We start from the raw sequence: 19,626 nt of genomic DNA on the forward strand, positions 1-19,626 counted from the left end.
CCGTTTCCCATGCTCGATAACCTGACTCAACGGATGGCCCGCGTCGTCAAGACGCTGCGCGGCGAAGCCCGGCTCACCGAGGCCAACACGCAAGAGATGTTGCGGGAAGTGCGTCTCGCGCTGCTCGAGGCCGACGTCGCGCTGCCGGTCGTGCGCGAGTTCATCGCGAAGGTGAAGGAAAAGGCGCTCGGCGAGGAAGTGCTGTCGAGCCTGTCGCCGGGTCAGGCGCTCGTCGGCGTCGTCCAGAAGGAACTGACGGCCGTGATCGGCGGCGATTACGAAGGCAAGGCAGCCGAGCTGAATCTGGCGGTCGCGCCGCCCGCCGTGATCCTGATGGCCGGTCTGCAGGGCGCGGGCAAAACCACCACGACCGGCAAGCTCGCCAAGCTGCTGCGCGAAAAGAGCAAGAAGAAGGTCCTCACCGTTTCCGTCGACGTGTATCGCCCCGCCGCTATCCGTCAGTTGCAGACGGTGACGGAACAGGTCGGCGCCGACTTCTTCCCGTCGGAAGCGAATCAGAAGCCCGCGGATATCGCGCGCGCGGCGATCGACTGGGCGAAGCGGCACTATCACGACGTGGTGATCGTCGATACGGCCGGCCGTCTCGGTATCGACGAAGCGATGATGAAGGAAATCAGCGAGCTGCACGCGCTGCTCAAGCCCGCCGAAACGCTCTTCGTCGTCGACGCCATGTTGGGGCAGGACGCGGTCAACACCGCGAAGGCATTCAACGACGCGCTGCCGCTTACCGGCGTCGTGCTCACCAAGCTCGACGGCGATTCGCGCGGCGGCGCGGCGCTTTCGGTGCGCAACGTCACCGGCAAGCCGATCAAGTTCGTCGGCGTCGCGGAAAAGCTCGACGGCCTCGAAGTCTTCCATCCGGATCGCATGGCGAACCGGATTCTCGGCATGGGCGACATTCTCGCGCTCGTCGAGGAAGCGCAACGCGGCGTCGACAGCCAGGCCGCGCAGAAGCTCGCCGACAAGGTCAAGAAAGGCGGCGACTTCGATCTGAACGACTTCAAGGCGCAGCTCTCGCAAATGAAGAAGATGGGCGGCCTTTCGTCACTCATGGACAAGCTGCCCGCGCAGTTTCAGCAGGCCGCGCAAGGCGCGGACATGAACAACGCGGAAAAGCAGATGCGCCGCATGGAAGGCATCATCAATTCGATGACGCTGCAGGAACGCGCGAAGCCGGAGCTCATCAAGGCGGCGCGCAAACGCCGTATCGCCGCGGGCGCGGGCGTGCACGTTCAGGAGGTGAACCGCATGCTCAACCAGTACGAGCAGATGCGCGGCATGATGAAGAAGCTGAAAGGCGGCAACCTGCAAAAGATGATGCGCGGCATGAAGGGCATGCTGCCCGGCATGCGCTGACCCGCACTTTTATTGAACCCGCGTTCTCTTCGGGCGTCCGACTCGAAAGAAACGCGGGTTTATCATATGGCGCACGCCGCCGTTTTTTTCCACACTTAGAAGTCAGCCTTTCCCGCTTCCCCTTATGAATCGCGAAGAAGCCCTCCATATTTTCAGCCACTCAGAAGAGATCGTGACGGCTGACGAAGTCAACGCATCGATCGGCAAGATGGCCACGGCCATCAAGGCTGCGACGAAAGACGACTTCCCGCTCGTGCTCTCGGTCATGGGGGGCGCGGCCGTGTTCACCGGCATGCTGCTGCCGCATCTCGACTTCCCGCTCGAGTTCGATTACATCCACCTGACGCGCTATCGCAACGCCATCAAGGGCGGCAGCGAGATGCAGTGGCGCGTCGCGCCGGCGGAATCGGTGAAGGATCGCGTGGTGCTCGTGCTCGACGATATTCTCGACGAAGGCGAAACGATGGCCGCGATCCGCGATCGCATCATGGCGATGGGCGCGAAGACGTTTCTGTCCGCGGTGCTGTGCGAGAAGATCATCCCGAAGGCGAAGCCGCTGCGTCCGGATTTTTGCGGATTCGAAGTGCCGGATCGTTACGTGTTCGGCTGCGGGATGGACGCGAAGGGTTACTGGCGTAATCTGCCGACGATCCGGGCGTTGACGGAAGGGGCGTGATCGCCGCCCGTATCCAAAAGAAAAGCGGCCCGCGGGCCGCTTTTTTCATAGCTGATGCACGAAAGTGCGTATGCCCGTGAGCATCATCTCGACGGAAATCGCGACAAGGACAAGCCCCATCAAACGCTCGAAAGCCGTCACCACGCGCTCGCCGAGCCATTGCTGAATCTTCTCGGCGAGAATCAGCACGATCGCGCAGACGATCATCGTCACCGTGAGCGCGCCGATCCATTCGAACATTTTGCCGGGCGCCTGCGACGTCAGCAGCATCACCGTCGCGAGCGCCGATGGCCCCGCCAGCGCCGGAATCGCGAGCGGCACGATCAGCGGCTCGCCGCCGCGCGAATCGCCGCCCATCGCGCCGTCCGGATGCGGAAAGATCATGCGCAGCGCGATCAGAAACAGCACGATGCCGCCCGCGATGCGCAACGAGACATCGGTGAGGTTCATCGCGCGCAGGAAGCGATCGCCCGCCAGCATGAACACCAGCAGAATGACGAACGCGATCGCCACTTCGCGCAGCACGACCACGCGGCGCCGCTCTTTGGCGACGCCGCGCAGCGCGTTGATGAAGATCGGGATATTGCCGAGCGGATCGGTGATCAGCAGCAGCAGGATCGTCGCCGACAGGAAGTTGTACTGCATTACTTCGCGAGCGCGGCCCGCACTTTCCCGACGACGACATCGGCGGCTTCATCGACCGGCAGCAGCGTGGCTTCCGCGTCGCGGCGGCCCTGATATTCCAGCTTGCCTTCCTTCAGCCCGCGATCGCCGATCACGATGCGATGCGGCACGCCGATCAATTCCCAGTCCGCGAACATCACACCCGGACGCTCGCCGCGATCGTCGAGAATCACGTCGATGCCGACCTGCTGCAGCGTCGCGTACAGCTTGTCGGCCTGCTCGCGCACCGCGTCGCTGCGGTCGTAGCCCATCGGGCAGATCACGACTTCGAACGGCGCAATGGCTTCCGGCCAGATAATGCCCTTGTCGTCGAAATTCTGTTCGATTGCCGCGCCCAGCACGCGCGTCACGCCGATGCCGTAGCAGCCCATCTGCATCGGCGCGGGCTTGCCGTTTTCGTCGAGGAAGGTCGCGCCCATCGAATCGGAATACTTCGTGCCGAGCTGGAACACGTGACCCACTTCGATGCCGCGGCAGATTTCGAGCGTGCCCTTGCCGTCCGGCGACGGATCGCCCGCGACGACATTGCGAATGTCCGCGACTTCCGGCTCGGGCAGATCGCGGCCCCAGTTCACGCCGGTCGTGTGGTAATCGACCTCGTTCGTGCCGACGACGAAGTCGCTCATGTTCGCGACCGTGCGGTCCGCGATCACGCGCACCGGCTTCTTCGTGTTGAGCGGACCGAGGTAGCCCGGCGGCGTGCCGAACCATTCGACGATCTCGGCTTCCGTCGCGAAGCGATAACCCTTCAGGCCCGGCAGCTTGCCCGTCTTGATGTCGTTGAGCGAGTGATCGCCGCGCAGCATCAGCAACCAGATGGTCGGTTCGGCGCCTTCGTTGTCGGTCGCGAGAACGATCGACTTGATCGTGCGTTCCAGCGGAATGTTCAGAAGCTGCGCGACCGCCTCGCACTTCGCGGCGCCGGGCGTGGGCGTCTTCTTCAGTTCTTCGGTCGGCGCGGCGCGTTGCGCGATGAGCGGCAGCGCATCGGCGGCTTCGACGTTCGCCGCGAAGTCCGAGCTCGGGCAATACGCGATGTCATCCTCGCCCGTATCGGCGATCACGTGGAATTCATGCGAACCGCTGCCGCCGATCGAACCGTTGTCCGCCGCGACCGCGCGGAACTCCAGCCCGATGCGCGTGAAGATGCGCACGTAGGCTTCGTACATCTTGCGATACGACTCTGCGAGGCCGTCGAGGTCTTTATCGAAGGAATAGGCGTCCTTCATGATGAATTCGCGGCCGCGCATCACGCCGAAGCGCGGGCGGATTTCGTCGCGGAACTTCGTTTGAATCTGATAGAAGTTTACCGGCAACTGGCGATAGCTCTTGATCTCGCGGCGCGCGATGTCCGTCACGACTTCCTCGTGCGTCGGGCCCATGACGAAATCGCGCTCGTGGCGATCCTTGAAACGCAACAGTTCCGGGCCGTATTGCTCCCAGCGGCCCGACTCCTGCCACAGTTCGGCGGGCTGCACGGCGGGCATCAGCAATTCGAGCGCGCCCGCGCGGTTCATCTCTTCACGCACGATGGCCTCGACCTTGCGCACCGAGCGCAGACCGATCGGCATGTAATCGTAGATGCCGCCCGCGACGCGGCGGATCATGCCTGCACGCATCATCAGCTTGTGGCTGACGATCTCGGCGTCGGCGGGAGCTTCCTTCAGGGTGCCGATGAAGAAACGGGATGCTTTCATTCAAATTTTCCAAATGCGGCGCGCTTCGGAGCGGATAGCGCCGAAGCAGGCGGATCAAGGTGAACGACGGAACGACCGGCGAGAAAAGAAGATTTTGCCGCCTGCCGGATGCTCTGGCAAAGACATTCACACGGACGCCCCGAATTGGGGTTCGTGCCAGTGCGTCGAGGCCAATAACTGTTTATAATCAAAGCAATTTTAAAGGATTTGAAGGTGGCTGTATGCTGGATCGTGAAGGCTTTCGCCCGAACGTCGGCATCATCCTCTTGAACGCGCGCAACGAAGTGTTTTGGGGCAAGCGGCTGCGTGAACATTCCTGGCAGTTTCCGCAAGGGGGCATCAAATACGGTGAGACCCCTGTGCAAGCGATGTATCGGGAGTTACACGAAGAAACCGGCCTGCTACCGGAGCATGTAAAAGTTGTGGGTCGCACGCGCGACTGGCTGCGTTATGAGGTGCCGGACAAGTTCATCAAGCGCGAGGTGCGCGGACATTATCGCGGTCAGAAACAGATCTGGTTTCTGCTGCGCATGGTGGGCCGCGATTGCGACATCTGCCTGCGCGCGACGGACCATCCGGAATTCGATGCCTGGCGCTGGAACGAGTATTGGGTACCGCTGGATGCGGTCATCGAGTTCAAGCGCGACGTTTATCAAATGGCTCTATCCGAGCTGTCCCGCTTTCTGCGGCGTACCAACTCCCGCGGTGAGCGCGGCGAGCGAGCCGCGCATCACGGACCGCGCTATCCACGCGTCGTCCAGACGATGACGATCGAAGCTCCTGCCGTTACTGCCTCCGGCGCGGCAGTTCAGGCAGAATGCACGGTCAGCGAAGAAGTGCATGTGATCGTGCAGCGCTCATCGTGAATCCGGGCACTGCAACGCTTCGAGCACTTTGACACTCAACGCGATTGCGATCGATGACACGGCGAACTTCTCGCCGTGCCATCTCGCTTTGTTCCGCCGGGCGGGCGCATGAAGCCCGCGCGCATGTTTCCGGGAAGACCCAATTGAAAGTGAATGCCTCACTCGCGGTAATCGCGGCATCCGCGGCAGCGCTCGCCGTGCTCGCCGGCTGTTCCAGCAACAAGGCGCCGTCCACGCAGGACGACGGCGTGTTCACCTATCTGCTCGACCGCAAGCCGAACTGGACCGAAGAAAAAATCGACACGATGCCACCGCTGCCGCAGGCATCGAATCTGGTCGCGTTCAACGTGTCGCAGAACACGCCGCTCACGTTCGCCGTCGACAAGACCACGCTCACGGTCGGCAAGGATGGCGTCATTCGTTACGTGATCGTCGCGACGAGTCCGGCGGGCGCGCGCAACGTCAACTATGAAGGCATTCGTTGCGACACCTACGAATGGCGTCGCTACGCGAGCATCAACGACGATCAGAACGGCTGGGATCAAGGTTCCGCATTCGACTTCAAGCGCATCGAAAACGGCGAGCTGAACGCGTATCAGGCGGCGCTCTATCAGGATTATTTCTGCACGAGCAAGCTGCCCGTCGGCACCGCGAAACAGATCGTCAACAACATGGAATACAAGCGCACGCAAAGCGTGATCAATCTGCGCTGATTGCGCCGCGCGTCGGCGTGACGATGTGAAAACGCCCGCTGATTCAGCGGGCGTTTTCGTTTCAGACGAGCACGAGATTGTCGCGATGGATCAGTTCCGGCTCCAGCATGTAGCCGAGCACCGATTCGATCTCGCCGCTCGGCCGGCGATGAATCAGCCGCGCCTCCGAACTGCTGTAGTTCGTGATGCCGCGCGCGACTTCCTGCCCTTGATCGTCGACGCACGCGATTACTTCGCCGCGATCGAAGGCGCCTTTCACGTCGATGACGCCGATCGGCAAAAGGCTCTTGCCGTCGGCGGTGAGCTTGTTGACCGCGCCCTTGTCGATGACGACATGCCCGCGCACCTGCAAGTGATCCGCCATCCACTGCTTGCGCGCCGCCATGCGTGCGGTGCGCGCGATGAGTTGCGTGCCGATCATCTCGCCCGATGCGAGGCGCGTGAGCACATCGGCTTCGCGGCCGCTCGCGATGACCGTGTTCGCGCCGCTGTGCGCGGCACGCTTCGCCGCGAGAATCTTGGTCAGCATGCCGCCGCGTCCTAGGCTCGAACCCGCGCCGCCCGCCATCTGCTCGAGTTCGGGCGTGCCGGCGTCGGCTTGCTCGACGAGCGTCGCGTTCGGGTCCTTGCGCGGATCGGCGGTGAAGAGGCCACGCTGATCGGTGAGAATGACGAGCGCATCGCCTTCGATCAGATTCGCGACGAGCGCGCCGAGCGTGTCGTTGTCGCCGAACTTGATTTCGTCGGTGATGACGGTGTCGTTCTCGTTGATGATCGGCACGGCGCCCAGGCGCAGCAGCGTGAGCAGCGTCGAGCGCGCGTTCAGATAGCGTTCGCGATCGGCGAGATCGGCGTGCGTGAGCAGAATCTGCGCGGTGCGGATGCCGTGCGCGCCGAAGCTGCTTTCGTAGACTTGCGCGAGACCCATCTGGCCGACCGCGGCCGCCGCCTGCAATTCGTCGATTTCGCGCGGTCGCTTTGTCCAGCCGAGCCGGTGAATGCCTTCCGCGATCGCGCCCGAACTCACGAGCACGACTTCCTTGCCCTGTTCGCGCAGCGCCGCGATTTGCGACGCCCAGCGCGAGATTGCCGCATGATCGAGCCCGCGACCGTCATTGGTGACGAGGCTCGACCCTACTTTCACTACGATTCGCTTCGCAGCGGCGATGACCGAACGCATCGTGCGCTTTCTCCTCGTGGTTGCTTTATTCCTTCGTTTCGTCGTCGCGGAAGCGCACGTCGGCGGCGAGATCTTCCGCTTCAGCCGCGCGCGATGCGTCCGAATGCTGCGAGATGTAATCGTAGATCGCGTAGGTGAGCGCCTCGCAGCCCTGACCGGTCAACGCTGAAATCTCGTAGACCGGACCGTCCCATTCGAAGCGCTCGACGAAATCGGCGATGCGCGCCTCGCGTTCGTCTTCCGGCACCATGTCGAGCTTGTTCAGCACGAGCCAACGCGGCTTCTCGTAAAGCTGCTCGTCGTACTTGCGCAGTTCGTTGACGATCGCCTTCGCTTCCGCGACCGGATCGACGTTTTCATCGAACGGGGCCATGTCGACGAGATGCAGCAGCACGCCCGTGCGCTGCAAGTGCCGCAGGAAACGATGCCCGAGGCCCGCGCCTTCCGCCGCGCCTTCGATGAGACCCGGAATGTCCGCGATCACGAAGCTCTTGCTCGGCCCGACGCGCACCACGCCGAGATTCGGCGCGAGCGTCGTGAACGGATAATCCGCGATCTTCGGCCGCGCGTTCGACACCGACGAGATGAAAGTGGACTTGCCCGCGTTCGGCATGCCGAGCAGACCGACATCCGCGAGCACTTTCAGCTCGAGTTTGAGCATGCGGCGCTCGCCCGGCTTGCCGTCGGTTTTCTGACGCGGCGCGCGGTTCGTGCTCGACTTGAAATGCAGGTTGCCGAGGCCGCCCGCACCGCCCTTCGCGATCAAGACCTGCTGATTGTGCTCGGTCAGATCGGCGATGATCTCGCCCGTTTCCTGATCCGAAATGATCGTGCCGACCGGCATGCGCAGCGTGATGTCGTCGCCGCCCTTGCCGTAGCAATCCGCGCCGCGGCCGTTTTCGCCGTTGCGCGCCTGATGCTTCTTGGAGAACCGGTAGTCGATCAGCGTGTTGATGTTGCGGTCGCCGACCGCGTAGACGCTGCCGCCGCGCCCGCCGTCGCCGCCGTCCGGTCCGCCGAACGGGACGAACTTTTCGCGGCGCATCGACGCGCTGCCATCTCCTCCGTCGCCGGCGATGACTTCGATCCTCGCTTCGTCAATGAACTTCATGCGTTGCTCCGTCCCGTGTATTCGCTCTATTTTGCCGTGACCGACCTGGCCGGTCACTCATAACCATTTTTTGACCGCACCAAATAAAAATGGCCCCGCGAACTTCGCGGGGCCATTTCTTCGGTCCTGAAGCCCGTGCGTAAAACTTACGCTGCCGGGACGACGACGACCGTGTGCTTCTTCGCAGCGCCCTTGGTCACGAACTTGACGTGACCGTCGGCCAGCGCGAACAGCGTGTGATCCTTGCCGATGCCGACATTCTCACCCGGGTGCATGCGCGTGCCGCGCTGGCGAACGATGATGCCGCCTGCGTTGATTGCCTGGCCGCCGTACACCTTCACGCCGAGGCGTTTGCTCTCGGAGTCGCGGCCGTTGCGGGAAGACCCGCCTGCTTTTTTGTGTGCCATTTGCTTAGCTCCTTAACCGATGCGCTTACGCGTTGATCGCGTCGATGCGCAGTTCGGTGTAGTTCTGGCGATGGCCAGCGTGCTTTTGGTAGTGCTTCCGGCGGCGCATCTTGAAGATGGTCACTTTCTTGTGACGACCTTGGGACACGACGGTAGCCTTGACGGAAGCCCCACTGACCAGCGGCGTACCGAACTGAATCGATTCGCCTTCGCCTACTGCGAGAACCTGGTCGAGCGTGATTTCAGCGTCAATGTCTGCCGGTATCTGTTCTACTTTAAGTTTTTCGCCAACGGCAACTTTGTACTGCTTGCCGCCGGTTTTTATGACCGCGTACATTGAGAACCTCACTCAGAATTCTTTTTCCACGCACCACGCGGGGAAAACACGCGATTATACATAGAGTTACGCTCGACGTCAAAGTGCCGTGACGATGCCCGCGCGGGCAGCGCAACGCGCGATCCGGCTCCGAACCTCGGCGAAAACGAAGCGAATCGCAGCCGAAATTCGCCGACATTGCGCGAGTCGGAACACCGGACCACCCGGCGTCTGTCGGATTCGCCTTATAATCCGCCGGATTACCCTTTTTGCCGATCATGTCGTCCACCGCCACTTCCTCTCCCAACGCCGCCGCGCTGCTCGCCCCGATCGCCGAGGACATGCAGCAGGTCAATCGCGTCATCCGGCAGCGCCTGGCATCAGAAGTGATGCTGATCAACCAGATTTCGGAGTACATCATCGGCGCGGGCGGCAAGCGGCTGCGGCCGGCGCTGCTGCTCCTCGTCTCGGGCGCGCTGGGCGACACGACCGGGCATCGTCACGAATTGGCGGCGGTGGTTGAGTTCATCCACACGGCGACGCTGCTGCACGACGACGTCGTCGACGAATCGGATTTGCGCCGCGGCCGCAAGACCGCGAACGCGCTGTTTGGCAATGCGGCGAGCGTGCTGGTCGGCGACTTCCTGTATTCGCGCTCGTTCGAGATGATGGTGAGCGTCGGCAAGATGCGCGTGATGGAAATCCTGTCCGTCGCGACCAACATCATTTCCGAAGGCGAAGTGCTGCAACTGCTCAACATGCACGATCCGGACGTGGACGAAGCCCGTTACATGCAGGTGATCCGCTACAAGACGGCGAAGCTGTTCGAAGCGGCGGCGCAGCTCGGCGCGGTGCTTTCGGGTGCGGATGCGCGGACCGAAGCGGCGGCGGCGGAGTTCGGCCGGCGCATCGGCACGGCGTTCCAGATCATGGACGACTGGCTCGACTACACCGGCACGCCCGAATCGATGGGCAAGAACGCCGGCGACGACCTGCGCGAAGGCAAGCCCACCCTGCCGCTCATTTATTTGATGGAGCACGGCACGCCGGACCAGGCGGCCCTCGCACGCGAGGCGATCGAGCAAGGCGGCACGGATCGCTTCGACACGATCTTCCACGCAATCACGACGTCCGGCGCGCTCGATCACACGCTGGAATGCGCGCGCAAGGAAGCTCAGGCAGCGGCAAATGCGATTTCTTCATTTCCCTCTTCCATCTACAAAGATAGCCTGCTAGAATTATGTTCTTACTCGACGTCACGGCAGTCTTGAACGAGACTGAAGCAGCGTAAGAGTCCAAGTTGGTCAAATTCGGGGTGTAGCTTAGCCTGGTAGAGCGCTACGTTCGGGACGTAGAGGCCGGAGGTTCGAATCCTCTCACCCCGACCAGAATTGCAAAAACCCGCATGGTTCGCCATGCGGGTTTTTTATTTCCGGCGGCAAAACCGCGTACGCTGGCCGAAAGGCCGAGGGCGAGCTTGCCGGCCCGTCTGCTATATTGCCTCCCATCTCCGCCCCTACTCGATCACCGCGTGGACAACCTTCCCTTATGGGCGCAAATTTGCGCCATTTTTCTGCTTCTCTTCCTTTCCGGCTTCTTCTCGATCTCCGAAACGTCGATGATGGCGCTCAATCGCCATCGCCTGAAATATCTGGCGAGCCAAGGATCGCTACGCGCCCGCACGACGCAAGGCCTGCTCGCGAAGACCGATCAGCTTCTCTCGGTCATCCTGATCGGCAACAACCTGATCAACACGATCATCCCGGTGCTCACGACATCCATCGCGCTGCGCACCTTCGGCCATAACAACCTCGTCCTGTCGATCACGACGGGCGTCATTGCATTCCTGATCATCGTGTTCGCGGAAATCGCGCCGAAGATCGTCGGCGCGACGTATCCCGAGAAAGTGGCGCTGCCGGCGAGCCTCGTGCTCGCGCCGCTCATGCGCGTCGCGCGGCCGCTCATCTGGTTCGTCAATCTGTTCGCCAACGCGATCCTCGCCGCACTGCACATCAACACGAAGGGCAAGCGCGATCAGCGGATCTCGCCCGAAGAGTTGCGCACCATCGTGCTGGAAACGGGCAGCTTCATGCCGACCAAGCACCGCAGCATCCTGCTCAATCTGTTCGATCTGGAGAACATCACCGTCGATGACGTGATGATCCCGCGCCGGCGCATCGAAGCGCTCGACTTCGACGCGCCCTTCGAACAGATCCTGCACCAGCTCGAGACGTGCTACCACAACAAGCTGGTCGTCTTTCAGGGCGACATCGATCGCGTGCTCGGCATTCTGCACGTGCGCAAGACGCTCTCGGCGCTGCACAACCAGGAACTCGAGCGCGACACGCTGCGCGAACTGCTCACCGAACCGTATTTCGTGCCCGCGGGCACGCCTGTCTTCCAGCAATTGCAGTACTTCCAGGAAAGCGGCCACCGTATCGCGATCGTGGTCGACGAGTACGGCGAATTGCAGGGCCTCGTCACGCCGGAGGACATCATCGAAGAGCTGATCGGCGAATTCACGACGACGATTCCGCGCGGCGCCGGCTCGCGCGGCGGCTGGGACGAGAGCGGCGAGTGCATCGTGGCGGGCAGCATGCCGTTGCGCGAACTGAACCGCTGGCTGCATCTGTCGCTGCCGACGGACGGCCCGAAAACGCTCAACGGCCTGATCCTCGAAACGCTCGAAGACATCCCCGACGGCGACGTTTCGGTGCAGATCGCGGGCGTGACCTTCGAAGTCATGCGCAGCGACGACCAGGCGATCCGAACCGTCAAGATTTTCCGCCCGCCCGAAGGCACGCGACACGCGCTGCGTTAGCCATTCGGACGACTGTGCGCCGACGGCCGAGGACGGGATCATCGGATCATCTCGACTCGACCGCCGACGCCATGATTTCCCCTTCCTTCCGCGAAACGCCATCCGACCACGAGACGCCCGCCGTCTCGCTGCTCACCGACACCTTGCGCGAAGCCGCCGAGCGCGGCGCGTCCGATATCCATGTCGAACCGTCCGAGCGCGCATGGCGCATCCGGCTGCGCGTCGATGGCGCGTTGCACGTATTGAAGCGCCCGCCGCCCCATTTGCGCGATGCGTTCGTCACGCGGATCAAGGTGCTGGCGCGAATGGACATCGCCGAGCGGCGCGTGCCGCAGGACGGCCGGCTGCGGCTGAATCTGCCGGGCGGGCGGATCGGCGACTATCGCGTCAATTCGCTGCCGACGCTCTTTGGCGAAAAACTCGTGCTGCGGCGGCTCGAAGCGCTGCCGCCCGACCTTTCGCTCGCCTCGCTCGGTCTCGACGACGCGCAAGGCCGCGCGGTCGAATCGGCGATTCGGGCACCCCACGGTCTCGTCCTCGTGACCGGTCCGACCGGCAGCGGCAAGACCGTATCGCTCTACTGCTTCCTCCAGATGCTCAACGCGGAAGCCCGCAACGTGTCCTCGGTCGAGGATCCTGTCGAAATTCAACTTGCGGGCATCAATCAGGTGAGCGTGCGCGAAAAGGCGGGACTGACCTTCGCCGTGGCGCTGCGCGCGTTCATGCGTCAGGATCCGGATGTCATCATGGTCGGCGAAATACGCGACGCGGAAACGGCGGACGTCGCGGTGAAGGCTGCGCAAACGGGCCATCTCGTGCTCTCGACCTTGCACACGAACGATGCGCCCGCCGCGATCGCGCGTCTCATCGATATCGGCGTCGCGCCTTACAACCTCGCGTCGGCGCTCAAGCTCGTCACCGCGCAACGGCTCGTGCGCAAGCTGTGCGAGTTCTGCCGCGCGCCGTCGGCGTTGGCGCTCGCGGACGGGTTTCATCCGTTCGAGCCGCGCGGCTGTCCGGCGTGTCATGGCGTCGGTTATCGCGGGCGCGTCGGCGTGCACCAGGTGATGCCGGTATCGGATGAACTGCGCGAGTTGATCGTCTCGCGCGCCGCGACGCATGCGATCGCGCGCGCGGCGCAGGCGCAAGGCATGCCCGCGTTGCGCGATGCGGCGTTCGCGCGCGTGCGCGAAGGCGTAACGAGCGTCGCCGAAGCAGTCGACGCGACGGAGATCGAATGATGAACGACGCGCTCGAACTGCGCTTCGCGTGGCGCGGCATGGACAGCGAAGGCCAGCCGATGCGGGGAAAGATCATCGCCGCCGACGCACTCGCGGCCCGCGCGTCGCTGCGGCGCGAAGGCGTGATCGTCACCCTGCTCGAAACGCTCGGCGCCGCGCCGCCGCCCAAAGCGAGGACCGCCGACGTGACCGTCTTCACGCGACAGCTCGCCGGCCTGCTGCGCGCGGGACTGCCGCTCGTCGGCGCGCTCGAATTGCTCGCCGGCAGCGCGTCCGCCAGCGGAATGCCGCGCATCGTGCGCGCGCTGGCCCGCGATATCACGCGCGGCGTGCCATTCTCGGGCGCGCTGGCACGGCATCCGGCTGCGTTCGGCACGCTGTACTGCCAGCTGGTTTCGGTCGGTGAAGTCGCGGGTGCGTTGCCGACGGTGCTCGCCCGCCTCGCCGACGACCGCGAGCGGGCGGCGTCGCAACGGGCCAGATTGCGCGCCGCGCTCACCTATCCCGTGATGGTGCTGCTGCTTTCGCTCGCGATTACGGCGGGATTGCTGATCGGCGTCGTGCCGACCTTCAAGACGATCTTCGACGGCTTCGGCGCCGCGCTGCCCGCGCCGACGCGTTTCGTGCTCGCGCTTTCGGACGGCGTCGCGAATGTCGGCGTGCCGTTCGGGATTGCAGCCGCATCTGCGGTATTCATCGGATGGAATTGGATGAAGCGTTCGCCCGATGCACGCGCCGCCGCCGATCACGCCGCGCTGCGCCTGCCGCTTGCAGGCAAGCTGCTGCGCTCGCTCGCGGTCGCGCGATGGAGCCGCGCGCTCGGCACGCTGCTCTCGGCGGGCACGCCGCTGTCGGATGCGTTCAACTCACTCACGCATGCCACAGGAAACCGCGTGTTCGACCGCGCCACCGTCGACATCGCCGCGCGCCTGCACAACGGCGAGCGTCTCGCGGCCGCAATGCGCGCCGTCGGATGCTTTCCGCAGGACGTCGTGCAGCCGATCGCGGTCGCCGAAGAATCAGGCTCGCTCGATGCGATGCTTCTCGATCTAGCCACGCTCGCCGACCGTCAGGTGGACGAGCGCATCGGCGGCTTCGCGAGTCTTTGCGAGCCGATCGTCATCGCGGTGCTGGGCGCGCTCGTGGGCGGCCTTGTCATCGCGATGTATCTTCCTGTCATTCAGCTCGGCAACGTGGTGTAGCATCGCGGGCCAAAGCAACCGTTCGTCCATCATGCAGCCTTCGTTCGATCCGACCGCCGCGCATTTCGCGAGCCGCTATCTGGCGGCGTTCGCGGCGCTGCCCGTGGCCGTGCAGTACGGGTTCGCCATCGTGTTCGGCCTCGTGATCGGCAGTTTTCTTACTGTCGTCGTGCATCGTCTGCCCGTCATGCTCGAACGCGCGTGGCGCGCGGAAGTCGACGCAGCCATTCCCGAGGCGTCCGATGCCACCAAATTCGCCGCCGCCGATCCCTATCCCGAGCGCTTCAATCTCGCCGTGCCGCGCAGCGCGTGCCCGCATTGCAAGCACGTGCTGCGCGCGTGGGAAAACATTCCCGTCATCAGCTATCTGGCCCTGCGCGGACGTTGCTCGGCATGCGGCGCACGCGTGAGCCCGCGCTATCCGCTGACCGAACTCGCGACCGGCGCGCTGGCGGCGCTATCGCTTTACGCGTTCGGTCCCACGTGGCCCGCGCTGGCCGCGTTCGGTCTATGCGCGGCCTTGCTGACGGCAGGGCTCATCGACTACGACACACGCTATCTTCCCGATGTGCTGACGCTGCCCCTGCTTTGGGCCGGGCTTCTCGTCAATTTCGGCGAAGGCGGATTCGCGACGCTGCACGACGCCGTTACGGGCGCAGTCGCAGGCTATCTGTTCCTGTGGTGCGTGTACTGGCTCTTCAAGCTCGTGCGCGGCGTGGAAGGCATGGGCTACGGCGACTTCAAGCTGCTCGCCGCGATCGGCGCGTGGCTCGGATGGTCGGCGCTCGCGCAAGTGCTTCTGATCGCGGCCGTCGCGGGCGCCGCGTTCGGCATCGTGGCGACGTGGCGCAAGCGCATGCGTTTCGAAGAGCCGTTGCCGTTCGGACCGTTTCTCGCGGCGGGCGGCGCGATCACGCTTTTCATCGGCACGCCGCTTTATGCATTGTTAGGTTGATCGAACCGAACGGAGCAACGGATGTTCAGCATTGGTCTTACCGGCGGCATCGGCAGCGGCAAGAGCACGGTCGCTGATCTCTTCGCAGCGCGCGGCGTGCCGCTGATCGACACGGACCTGATCGCGCATCGAATCACGGCGCCGGGCGGCGTCGCGATGCCGCTCATCGCGAGCGAATTCGGCGACGGCTTCATCGCGGCGGACGGCTCGCTCGATCGCGCGAAGATGCGCGCGCTCGTCTTCGCCGACGACACCGCGAAGGCGCGCCTCGAAGGCATCGTGCATCCGCTGATTCGCGCCGAGACGGAACGCCAGCGGTTCGCGGCGCAGGGCGCGTATCACATCGTCGTGGTGCCCTTGCTCGTCGAGTCCGGTGAATGGGCGAGCCGCGTGTCGCGCGTGCTCGTGGTGGATTGCCCCCTCGAGACGCAGATCGCTCGCGTCATGCGGCGCAACGGCTTCACGCGCGAACAGGTACTCGCGATCATCGCGAAGCAGGCGTCTCGCGAAGCGCGTCTCGCGGCTGCCGACGACATCGTGCTCAACGATGAAACCGCCACGCTCGACACGCTCGCGCAGCAAGTCGAAACACTGCACGGCCGTTATCTTTCGCTTGCGTCCGCATGACGCGACGGCGATCGCCTGAGTTAGCGAAATCGTCGAAAAGTTCCCCGTTTTCCGCCGAAACGAGCCATTCGGCGCCCGAATATGGCCCGATTTGCTAGGGTGAGGATGCGGCATTAGAATGTGCTCACTTCCGCTCATGGAAGCAACCGACCCACGCCGAGGCGAGCGCGCTTGATCCTTTACGAGTATCCCTTCAACGAGCGAATCCGGACGCTGCTGCGCCTCGAAGACCTGTTCGAGCGCTTCACGTTCTTTCTGACTCAGGAAGACGCGCGAGAACATCACGTTGCACTCACGACGCTCTTCGAGATCGCGGAAGTCGCTGGCCGCACGGACCTCAAAGCCGACCTCATGAAGGAACTGGAACGGCAGCGGCAAACGCTCGCGCCGTTTCGCGGCAATCCGGGCATCGAACAGGAAGCGCTCGAAGCCGTGCTCGGCGAAATCGAGCAGACGCTCGCCGGCCTCACCGAAATGCACGGCAAGACCGGCCAGCATCTCGCCGACAACGAATGGCTCGCGAGCATCCGCAGCCGCACGATCATTCCCGGCGGAACGTGCAAGTTCGATTTGCCGTCGTATTACGCCTGGCAGCAGTTGCCGGTCGAGGAGCGCCGCCAGGACATCGCGAAGTGGGTCATGCCCATGCTCGCGTTGCGCGACGCGGCGGCCATCGTATTGCGGCTCGCGCGTGAGTCGGGTCAGGCATCGAAAGTCATGGCGATGCAGGGCAGCTACCAGCAGATGTTGTCCGGCCGCACGTATCAGCTGATGCAAGTGCGCGTCTCACCGGACACGCGCGTGATTCCGGAAGCAAGCGCGAACAAGTACATGCTGTGGGTGCGCTTCACGGTGCAGGACGGCGATCTGAAACCGCGCGCCGTCGATGTCGACGTGCCGTTTCATCTGACGCTTTGCAGCCTTTGAATCGGAACGGTTTGGCCTCATGTGGTCAAATATCGTCCGTAACCGGCTCAATTCGTATTCGTCATGACCACTGTCGTCAAATGTCCGACCTGCGGCAAGGATGTCCGCTGGGTTCCCGAAAACCGCTTTCGCCCGTTCTGTTCCGAGCGCTGCAAGCAGATCGATCTCGGCGCGTGGGCGGCCGAGAAGTACAAGATCGCGGGTAATTCGCAGGAAACGCCGCCGGACGAAGACAATCGCGGCGGACTCAACTGAGCGCCGTTATTCGCGCTCTTCCTCTTCGAGCCATTCCAGAATCGGAATGGCTGCCGGCAGGAGCGGCGCGACCTCGACGGGAAGCGTCTGCCAGGCGATCGCCTGACCTTCGCGGCCGACCGGCGAACCGTTCCACTCCGTCACCTTGCAGAAGAAAAGCCGCACGTACGCATGGGGATAATCATGCTCCAGCGTGCGCCAGAGCTGGCACGCTGTGACATCGATGCCGAGTTCCTCGTGCAGTTCGCGACCGAGCGCCGCCTCGATGCTCTCGCCCGGCTCCAGTTTGCCACCGGGAAACTCCCAGTAACCTTCATACGGTTTGCCCGCGGGCCGCTGCGCAAGCAGATAGCGCCCGTCGTGCTGCACCATCACGCCGACGGCCACTTCGGTCACCTTGCGGCCATCGGGCGCGATGTCCGGCTTCGCATCGGTCATTGCTTGCGTCCCGACCAGTCGCGCGCGAATTGCCACGCCACGCGGCCCGAGCGCGATCCGCGTTCGAGCGCCCACACGAGCGCATCGCCGCGTGCGCTTTCGACTTCGGCGTCGGCGCAGCCGAAGTGCTTCAGCCAGTGTCCGACGATCGACAGATAGTCGTCCTGCTTGAACGGATAGAAGCTGACCCAAAGGCCGAAGCGCTCGGAAAGCGAAATCTTTTCTTCGACCACTTCGCCAGGATGAATCTCGCCGTCGGACGTGTGCTTGTACGTCTCGTTGTCGCTCATGTATTCGGGCAACAGATGGCGGCGGTTCGACGTCGCGTAGATGAGCACGTTGTCCGATTGCGCGGCGACGGAGCCGTCGAGCGCGACCTTCAGCGCCTTGTAGCCCGACTCGCCTTCCTCGAACGAGAGATCGTCGCAGAAGACGATGAAACGCTCGGGCCGCGTGGAGATCAGATCGACGATATCGCCGAGATCATGCAGATCGTCCTTGTCGACTTCGATCAGGCGCAAGCCGTCCTTCGCATACGCGTTCAGACACGCCTTGATCAGCGACGACTTGCCCGTGCCGCGCGCGCCCGTCAGCAGAACGTTGTTCGCGGGCAGCTTGTTCACGAACTGTTGCGTGTTCTGCCGAATGAGCGATTTCTGACGATCGATGTTCTGAAGGTCGTCGAGCGAGATCTGCGAGATGGCGGAAACGGGTTGCAGGAAGCCGCGTCCCTGACGCTTGCGCCAGCGAAACGCCACCGCGGATTCCCAGTCGATATCGGGCGCGGCGGGCGGCAACATGCCTTCGATGCGCGCCAGCACCGCTTCGGCGCGCGTGAGAAATTGTTCGAGTTTATCCATCGAGTTGTCCGCGTTCAGGAGCGATAGTCGGCGTTGATGCTCACGTAATCATGCGAAAGGTCGCAGGTCCAGACGGTCGCTTGCGCGTCGCCGCGCCCGAGCACGACGCGAATCAGGATCTCGCTCTTCTTCATCACGCGCTGGCCGTCTTCTTCCTTGTACGCGGGATTGCGCCCGCCGGCTTTCGCGACCAGCACGTCATCGAGATAAAGATCGATCTTGCCGACATCGAGATCCGTTACGCCCGCATAACCGATCGCAGCGAGAATGCGGCCGAGGTTCGGATCGGACGCGTAGAACGCGGTCTTAACGAGCGGCGAATGGCCGATCGCGTAGGCAATCTGACGGCACTCCGCCGCGTCCTGGCCGCCCTCCACCGTGATCGTCATGAACTTGGTCGCGCCTTCGCCGTCGCGCACGATGAGTTGCGCGAGTTCCTGCGCCACTTCGGTCACGGCGTCGCGCAATGCGGCGTACGCGGGCGAATCCGTCGACGTGATCGGGGGCAGCGACGACTTCCCCGACGCGATCAGGATGAACGAATCGTTGGTGGACGTATCGCCGTCTATCGTGATGCAGTTGAACGAACGATTCGCGACATGCTTCACGAGCTGATCGAGGACCGGCTGCGCGACGTTCGCATCGAATGCGAGGAAGCCGAGCATCGTCGCCATGTTCGGGCGGATCATGCCCGCGCCCTTGCTGATGCCCGACAGCGTGACGACGTGACCGTCGATCGTTACCTGGCGCGACGCCGCCTTCGGCAGCGTGTCGGTCGTCATGATCGCTTGCGCGGCGTCGAACCAGTGCGCGGCTTGTTGATTCGCGAGCGCGGCGGGCAGACCGGCCTTCAGGCGATCGATCGGCAGCGGCTCCAGAATCACCCCGGTCGAGAACGGCAGGATTTGCTGCGCATCGAGATTGGCGAGACGCGCGAGCTCCGCGCAGGTTTCGCGCGCGTGCGCCATGCCCGGCTCGCCGGTGCCCGCGTTCGCGTTGCCCGTATTCACGACGAGCGCACGAATGCCCTTGCCGCCTTGGCCCGCCGCCGCGAGATGCTCACGGCAGACCGTAACCGGCGCGGCGCAGAAGCGATTCTGCGTGAAAACGCCCGCGACGCTCGCGCCTTCATCGACGCGAATGACGAGCACGTCCTTGCGATTGGGCTTGCGAATGTTCGCCTCCGCGTAACCGAGCGTGACGCCGGGGACGGGATGAAGCGCTGCGGGATCGATCGAGGGGAAGTTGACGGCCATGTTCGCGTCTCGCTGAA

The 19,626-nt window shown here is 63.4% G+C and carries 21 protein-coding genes and 1 tRNA gene; 13 read left to right on the forward strand and 9 right to left on the reverse strand.

Annotated elements, in window-relative coordinates; all coding sequences use genetic code 11:
• Positions 1–9: 9 nt before the first annotated feature.
• On the forward strand, positions 10–1,377 hold the full coding sequence (gene ffh / locus NCS02_RS12090; RefSeq protein WP_008342937.1) for a signal recognition particle protein: 1,368 nt from the start codon (positions 10–12) through the stop codon (positions 1,375–1,377).
• Positions 1,378–1,501: 124 nt separating this feature from the next.
• Positions 1,502–2,053: a hypoxanthine-guanine phosphoribosyltransferase gene (locus NCS02_RS12095; RefSeq protein WP_008342939.1), complete on the forward strand. Its 552-nt coding sequence runs from the start codon at positions 1,502–1,504 to the stop codon at positions 2,051–2,053.
• 45 nt (positions 2,054–2,098) lie between these two features.
• On the opposite strand, the gene NCS02_RS12100 is transcribed toward NCS02_RS12095, so the two are convergent.
• Entirely contained in the window at positions 2,099–2,698 is a 600-nt protein-coding gene (locus NCS02_RS12100; protein ID WP_008342940.1) for a MarC family protein, read from the reverse strand.
• Positions 2,698–4,434: a proline--tRNA ligase gene (locus tag NCS02_RS12105; RefSeq protein WP_250523152.1), complete on the reverse strand. Its 1,737-nt coding sequence runs from the start codon at positions 4,432–4,434 to the stop codon at positions 2,698–2,700. The genes NCS02_RS12100 and NCS02_RS12105 overlap by 1 nt, the downstream gene beginning before the upstream one ends.
• 221 nt (positions 4,435–4,655) lie before the next feature.
• Here NCS02_RS12105 and NCS02_RS12110 point away from each other — a divergent pair, with 221 nt between their 5' ends.
• Together NCS02_RS12110 and NCS02_RS12115 are read left to right on the forward strand one after the other, a co-directional pair.
• Positions 4,656–5,300: an RNA pyrophosphohydrolase gene (locus NCS02_RS12110; protein ID WP_008342943.1), complete on the forward strand. Its 645-nt coding sequence runs from the start codon at positions 4,656–4,658 to the stop codon at positions 5,298–5,300.
• Positions 5,301–5,449: 149 nt separating this feature from the next.
• Complete coding sequence (locus NCS02_RS12115; protein WP_033537265.1) at positions 5,450–6,013, forward strand: CNP1-like family protein; 564 nt, start codon at positions 5,450–5,452, stop codon at positions 6,011–6,013.
• Between the two features lie 61 nt (positions 6,014–6,074).
• Here the strand turns inward: NCS02_RS12115 and proB are convergent, their stop codons facing one another.
• From proB to rplU, 4 genes are all read right to left on the reverse strand, one after another.
• Entirely contained in the window at positions 6,075–7,193 is a 1,119-nt protein-coding gene (gene proB / locus NCS02_RS12120) for a glutamate 5-kinase (RefSeq protein WP_008342948.1), read from the reverse strand.
• A gap of 25 nt (positions 7,194–7,218) precedes the next feature.
• On the reverse strand, positions 7,219–8,304 hold the full coding sequence (gene cgtA / locus NCS02_RS12125) for an Obg family GTPase CgtA (RefSeq protein WP_008342949.1): 1,086 nt from the start codon (positions 8,302–8,304) through the stop codon (positions 7,219–7,221).
• A 146-nt stretch (positions 8,305–8,450) separates the two neighbouring features.
• A complete protein-coding gene (gene rpmA / locus NCS02_RS12130) occupies positions 8,451–8,711 on the reverse strand; it encodes a 50S ribosomal protein L27 (RefSeq protein ID WP_008342952.1) in 261 nt (86 codons plus the stop codon).
• A 25-nt stretch (positions 8,712–8,736) separates the two neighbouring features.
• Complete coding sequence (gene rplU / locus NCS02_RS12135) at positions 8,737–9,048, reverse strand: 50S ribosomal protein L21 (protein WP_008342953.1); 312 nt, start codon at positions 9,046–9,048, stop codon at positions 8,737–8,739.
• Between the two features lie 257 nt (positions 9,049–9,305).
• Here rplU and NCS02_RS12140 point away from each other — a divergent pair, with 257 nt between their 5' ends.
• The 9 genes from NCS02_RS12140 (at position 9,306) to yacG (ending at position 17,055) form a co-directional block, all read left to right on the forward strand.
• On the forward strand, positions 9,306–10,298 hold the full coding sequence (locus tag NCS02_RS12140; protein ID WP_008342955.1) for a polyprenyl synthetase family protein: 993 nt from the start codon (positions 9,306–9,308) through the stop codon (positions 10,296–10,298).
• A gap of 40 nt (positions 10,299–10,338) precedes the next feature.
• Positions 10,339–10,415: transfer RNA gene (locus NCS02_RS12145), tRNA-Pro, on the forward strand.
• Positions 10,416–10,558: 143 nt separating this feature from the next.
• Positions 10,559–11,848 (forward strand): HlyC/CorC family transporter, encoded by a 1,290-nt coding sequence (locus tag NCS02_RS12150; protein ID WP_034471461.1) that lies wholly within the window; start codon positions 10,559–10,561, stop codon positions 11,846–11,848.
• A 71-nt stretch (positions 11,849–11,919) separates the two neighbouring features.
• Positions 11,920–13,089 (forward strand): GspE/PulE family protein, encoded by a 1,170-nt coding sequence (locus NCS02_RS12155; RefSeq protein WP_250480689.1) that lies wholly within the window; start codon positions 11,920–11,922, stop codon positions 13,087–13,089.
• Positions 13,086–14,291 (forward strand): type II secretion system F family protein, encoded by a 1,206-nt coding sequence (locus NCS02_RS12160; RefSeq protein ID WP_034471457.1) that lies wholly within the window; start codon positions 13,086–13,088, stop codon positions 14,289–14,291. The genes NCS02_RS12155 and NCS02_RS12160 overlap by 4 nt, the downstream gene beginning before the upstream one ends.
• A gap of 31 nt (positions 14,292–14,322) precedes the next feature.
• Complete coding sequence (locus NCS02_RS12165) at positions 14,323–15,246, forward strand: prepilin peptidase (RefSeq protein ID WP_175982749.1); 924 nt, start codon at positions 14,323–14,325, stop codon at positions 15,244–15,246.
• Positions 15,247–15,267: 21 nt separating this feature from the next.
• Complete coding sequence (gene coaE / locus NCS02_RS12170; protein ID WP_175982748.1) at positions 15,268–15,873, forward strand: dephospho-CoA kinase; 606 nt, start codon at positions 15,268–15,270, stop codon at positions 15,871–15,873.
• A gap of 171 nt (positions 15,874–16,044) precedes the next feature.
• The gene (gene zapD, locus NCS02_RS12175; RefSeq protein ID WP_008342965.1) at positions 16,045–16,800 is read left to right on the forward strand and encodes a cell division protein ZapD; all 756 of its coding nucleotides are present in this window, start codon (positions 16,045–16,047) and stop codon (positions 16,798–16,800) included.
• A gap of 63 nt (positions 16,801–16,863) precedes the next feature.
• The gene (gene yacG, locus NCS02_RS12180; protein WP_008342966.1) at positions 16,864–17,055 is read left to right on the forward strand and encodes a DNA gyrase inhibitor YacG; all 192 of its coding nucleotides are present in this window, start codon (positions 16,864–16,866) and stop codon (positions 17,053–17,055) included.
• Positions 17,056–17,061: 6 nt separating this feature from the next.
• Here yacG and NCS02_RS12185 read toward each other — a convergent pair whose 3' ends face one another.
• The 3 genes from NCS02_RS12185 to argJ are packed head-to-tail and all read right to left on the reverse strand — an operon-like array spanning position 17,062 to position 19,609.
• A complete protein-coding gene (locus NCS02_RS12185) occupies positions 17,062–17,493 on the reverse strand; it encodes an NUDIX domain-containing protein (RefSeq protein ID WP_008342968.1) in 432 nt (143 codons plus the stop codon).
• Positions 17,490–18,353, reverse strand: a complete 864-nt coding sequence (locus NCS02_RS12190; RefSeq protein WP_239295169.1) for an ATP-binding protein — start codon at positions 18,351–18,353, stop codon at positions 17,490–17,492. Before NCS02_RS12190 ends, NCS02_RS12185 begins: the two co-directional genes overlap by 4 nt.
• A 14-nt stretch (positions 18,354–18,367) precedes the next feature.
• Positions 18,368–19,609 carry a bifunctional glutamate N-acetyltransferase/amino-acid acetyltransferase ArgJ gene (gene argJ, locus NCS02_RS12195; protein WP_239295170.1) on the reverse strand — a complete coding sequence of 414 codons (1,242 nt, stop codon included), beginning with the start codon at positions 19,607–19,609 and terminating at the stop codon, positions 18,368–18,370.
• Between the last annotated feature and the right edge of the window lie 17 nt (positions 19,610–19,626).

The sequence above is a fragment of the Caballeronia sp. NCF2 genome (assembly GCF_023631205.1).
GTDB classification, from domain to species: domain Bacteria; phylum Pseudomonadota; class Gammaproteobacteria; order Burkholderiales; family Burkholderiaceae; genus Caballeronia; species Caballeronia zhejiangensis.

What these genes read in the sequence shown, in the direction of transcription:
- ffh (WP_008342937.1), top strand. Translation starts at nt 10, where the DNA reads ATGCTCGATAACCTGACTCAACGGATGGCCCGCGTCGTCAAGACGCTG.
- NCS02_RS12095 (WP_008342939.1), top strand. Translation starts at nt 1,502, where the DNA reads ATGAATCGCGAAGAAGCCCTCCATATTTTCAGCCACTCAGAAGAGATC.
- NCS02_RS12100 (WP_008342940.1), bottom strand. Translation starts at nt 2,698, where the DNA reads ATGCAGTACAACTTCCTGTCGGCGACGATCCTGCTGCTGCTGATCACC.
- NCS02_RS12105 (WP_250523152.1), bottom strand. Translation starts at nt 4,434, where the DNA reads ATGAAAGCATCCCGTTTCTTCATCGGCACCCTGAAGGAAGCTCCCGCC.
- NCS02_RS12110 (WP_008342943.1), top strand. Translation starts at nt 4,656, where the DNA reads ATGCTGGATCGTGAAGGCTTTCGCCCGAACGTCGGCATCATCCTCTTG.
- proB (WP_008342948.1), bottom strand. Translation starts at nt 7,193, where the DNA reads ATGCGTTCGGTCATCGCCGCTGCGAAGCGAATCGTAGTGAAAGTAGGG.
- cgtA (WP_008342949.1), bottom strand. Translation starts at nt 8,304, where the DNA reads ATGAAGTTCATTGACGAAGCGAGGATCGAAGTCATCGCCGGCGACGGA.
- rpmA (WP_008342952.1), bottom strand. Translation starts at nt 8,711, where the DNA reads ATGGCACACAAAAAAGCAGGCGGGTCTTCCCGCAACGGCCGCGACTCC.
- rplU (WP_008342953.1), bottom strand. Translation starts at nt 9,048, where the DNA reads ATGTACGCGGTCATAAAAACCGGCGGCAAGCAGTACAAAGTTGCCGTT.
- NCS02_RS12140 (WP_008342955.1), top strand. Translation starts at nt 9,306, where the DNA reads ATGTCGTCCACCGCCACTTCCTCTCCCAACGCCGCCGCGCTGCTCGCC.
- NCS02_RS12155 (WP_250480689.1), top strand. Translation starts at nt 11,920, where the DNA reads ATGATTTCCCCTTCCTTCCGCGAAACGCCATCCGACCACGAGACGCCC.
- NCS02_RS12160 (WP_034471457.1), top strand. Translation starts at nt 13,086, where the DNA reads ATGATGAACGACGCGCTCGAACTGCGCTTCGCGTGGCGCGGCATGGAC.
- NCS02_RS12165 (WP_175982749.1), top strand. Translation starts at nt 14,323, where the DNA reads ATGCAGCCTTCGTTCGATCCGACCGCCGCGCATTTCGCGAGCCGCTAT.
- coaE (WP_175982748.1), top strand. Translation starts at nt 15,268, where the DNA reads ATGTTCAGCATTGGTCTTACCGGCGGCATCGGCAGCGGCAAGAGCACG.
- yacG (WP_008342966.1), top strand. Translation starts at nt 16,864, where the DNA reads ATGACCACTGTCGTCAAATGTCCGACCTGCGGCAAGGATGTCCGCTGG.
- NCS02_RS12185 (WP_008342968.1), bottom strand. Translation starts at nt 17,493, where the DNA reads ATGACCGATGCGAAGCCGGACATCGCGCCCGATGGCCGCAAGGTGACC.
- NCS02_RS12190 (WP_239295169.1), bottom strand. Translation starts at nt 18,353, where the DNA reads ATGGATAAACTCGAACAATTTCTCACGCGCGCCGAAGCGGTGCTGGCG.
- argJ (WP_239295170.1), bottom strand. Translation starts at nt 19,609, where the DNA reads ATGGCCGTCAACTTCCCCTCGATCGATCCCGCAGCGCTTCATCCCGTC.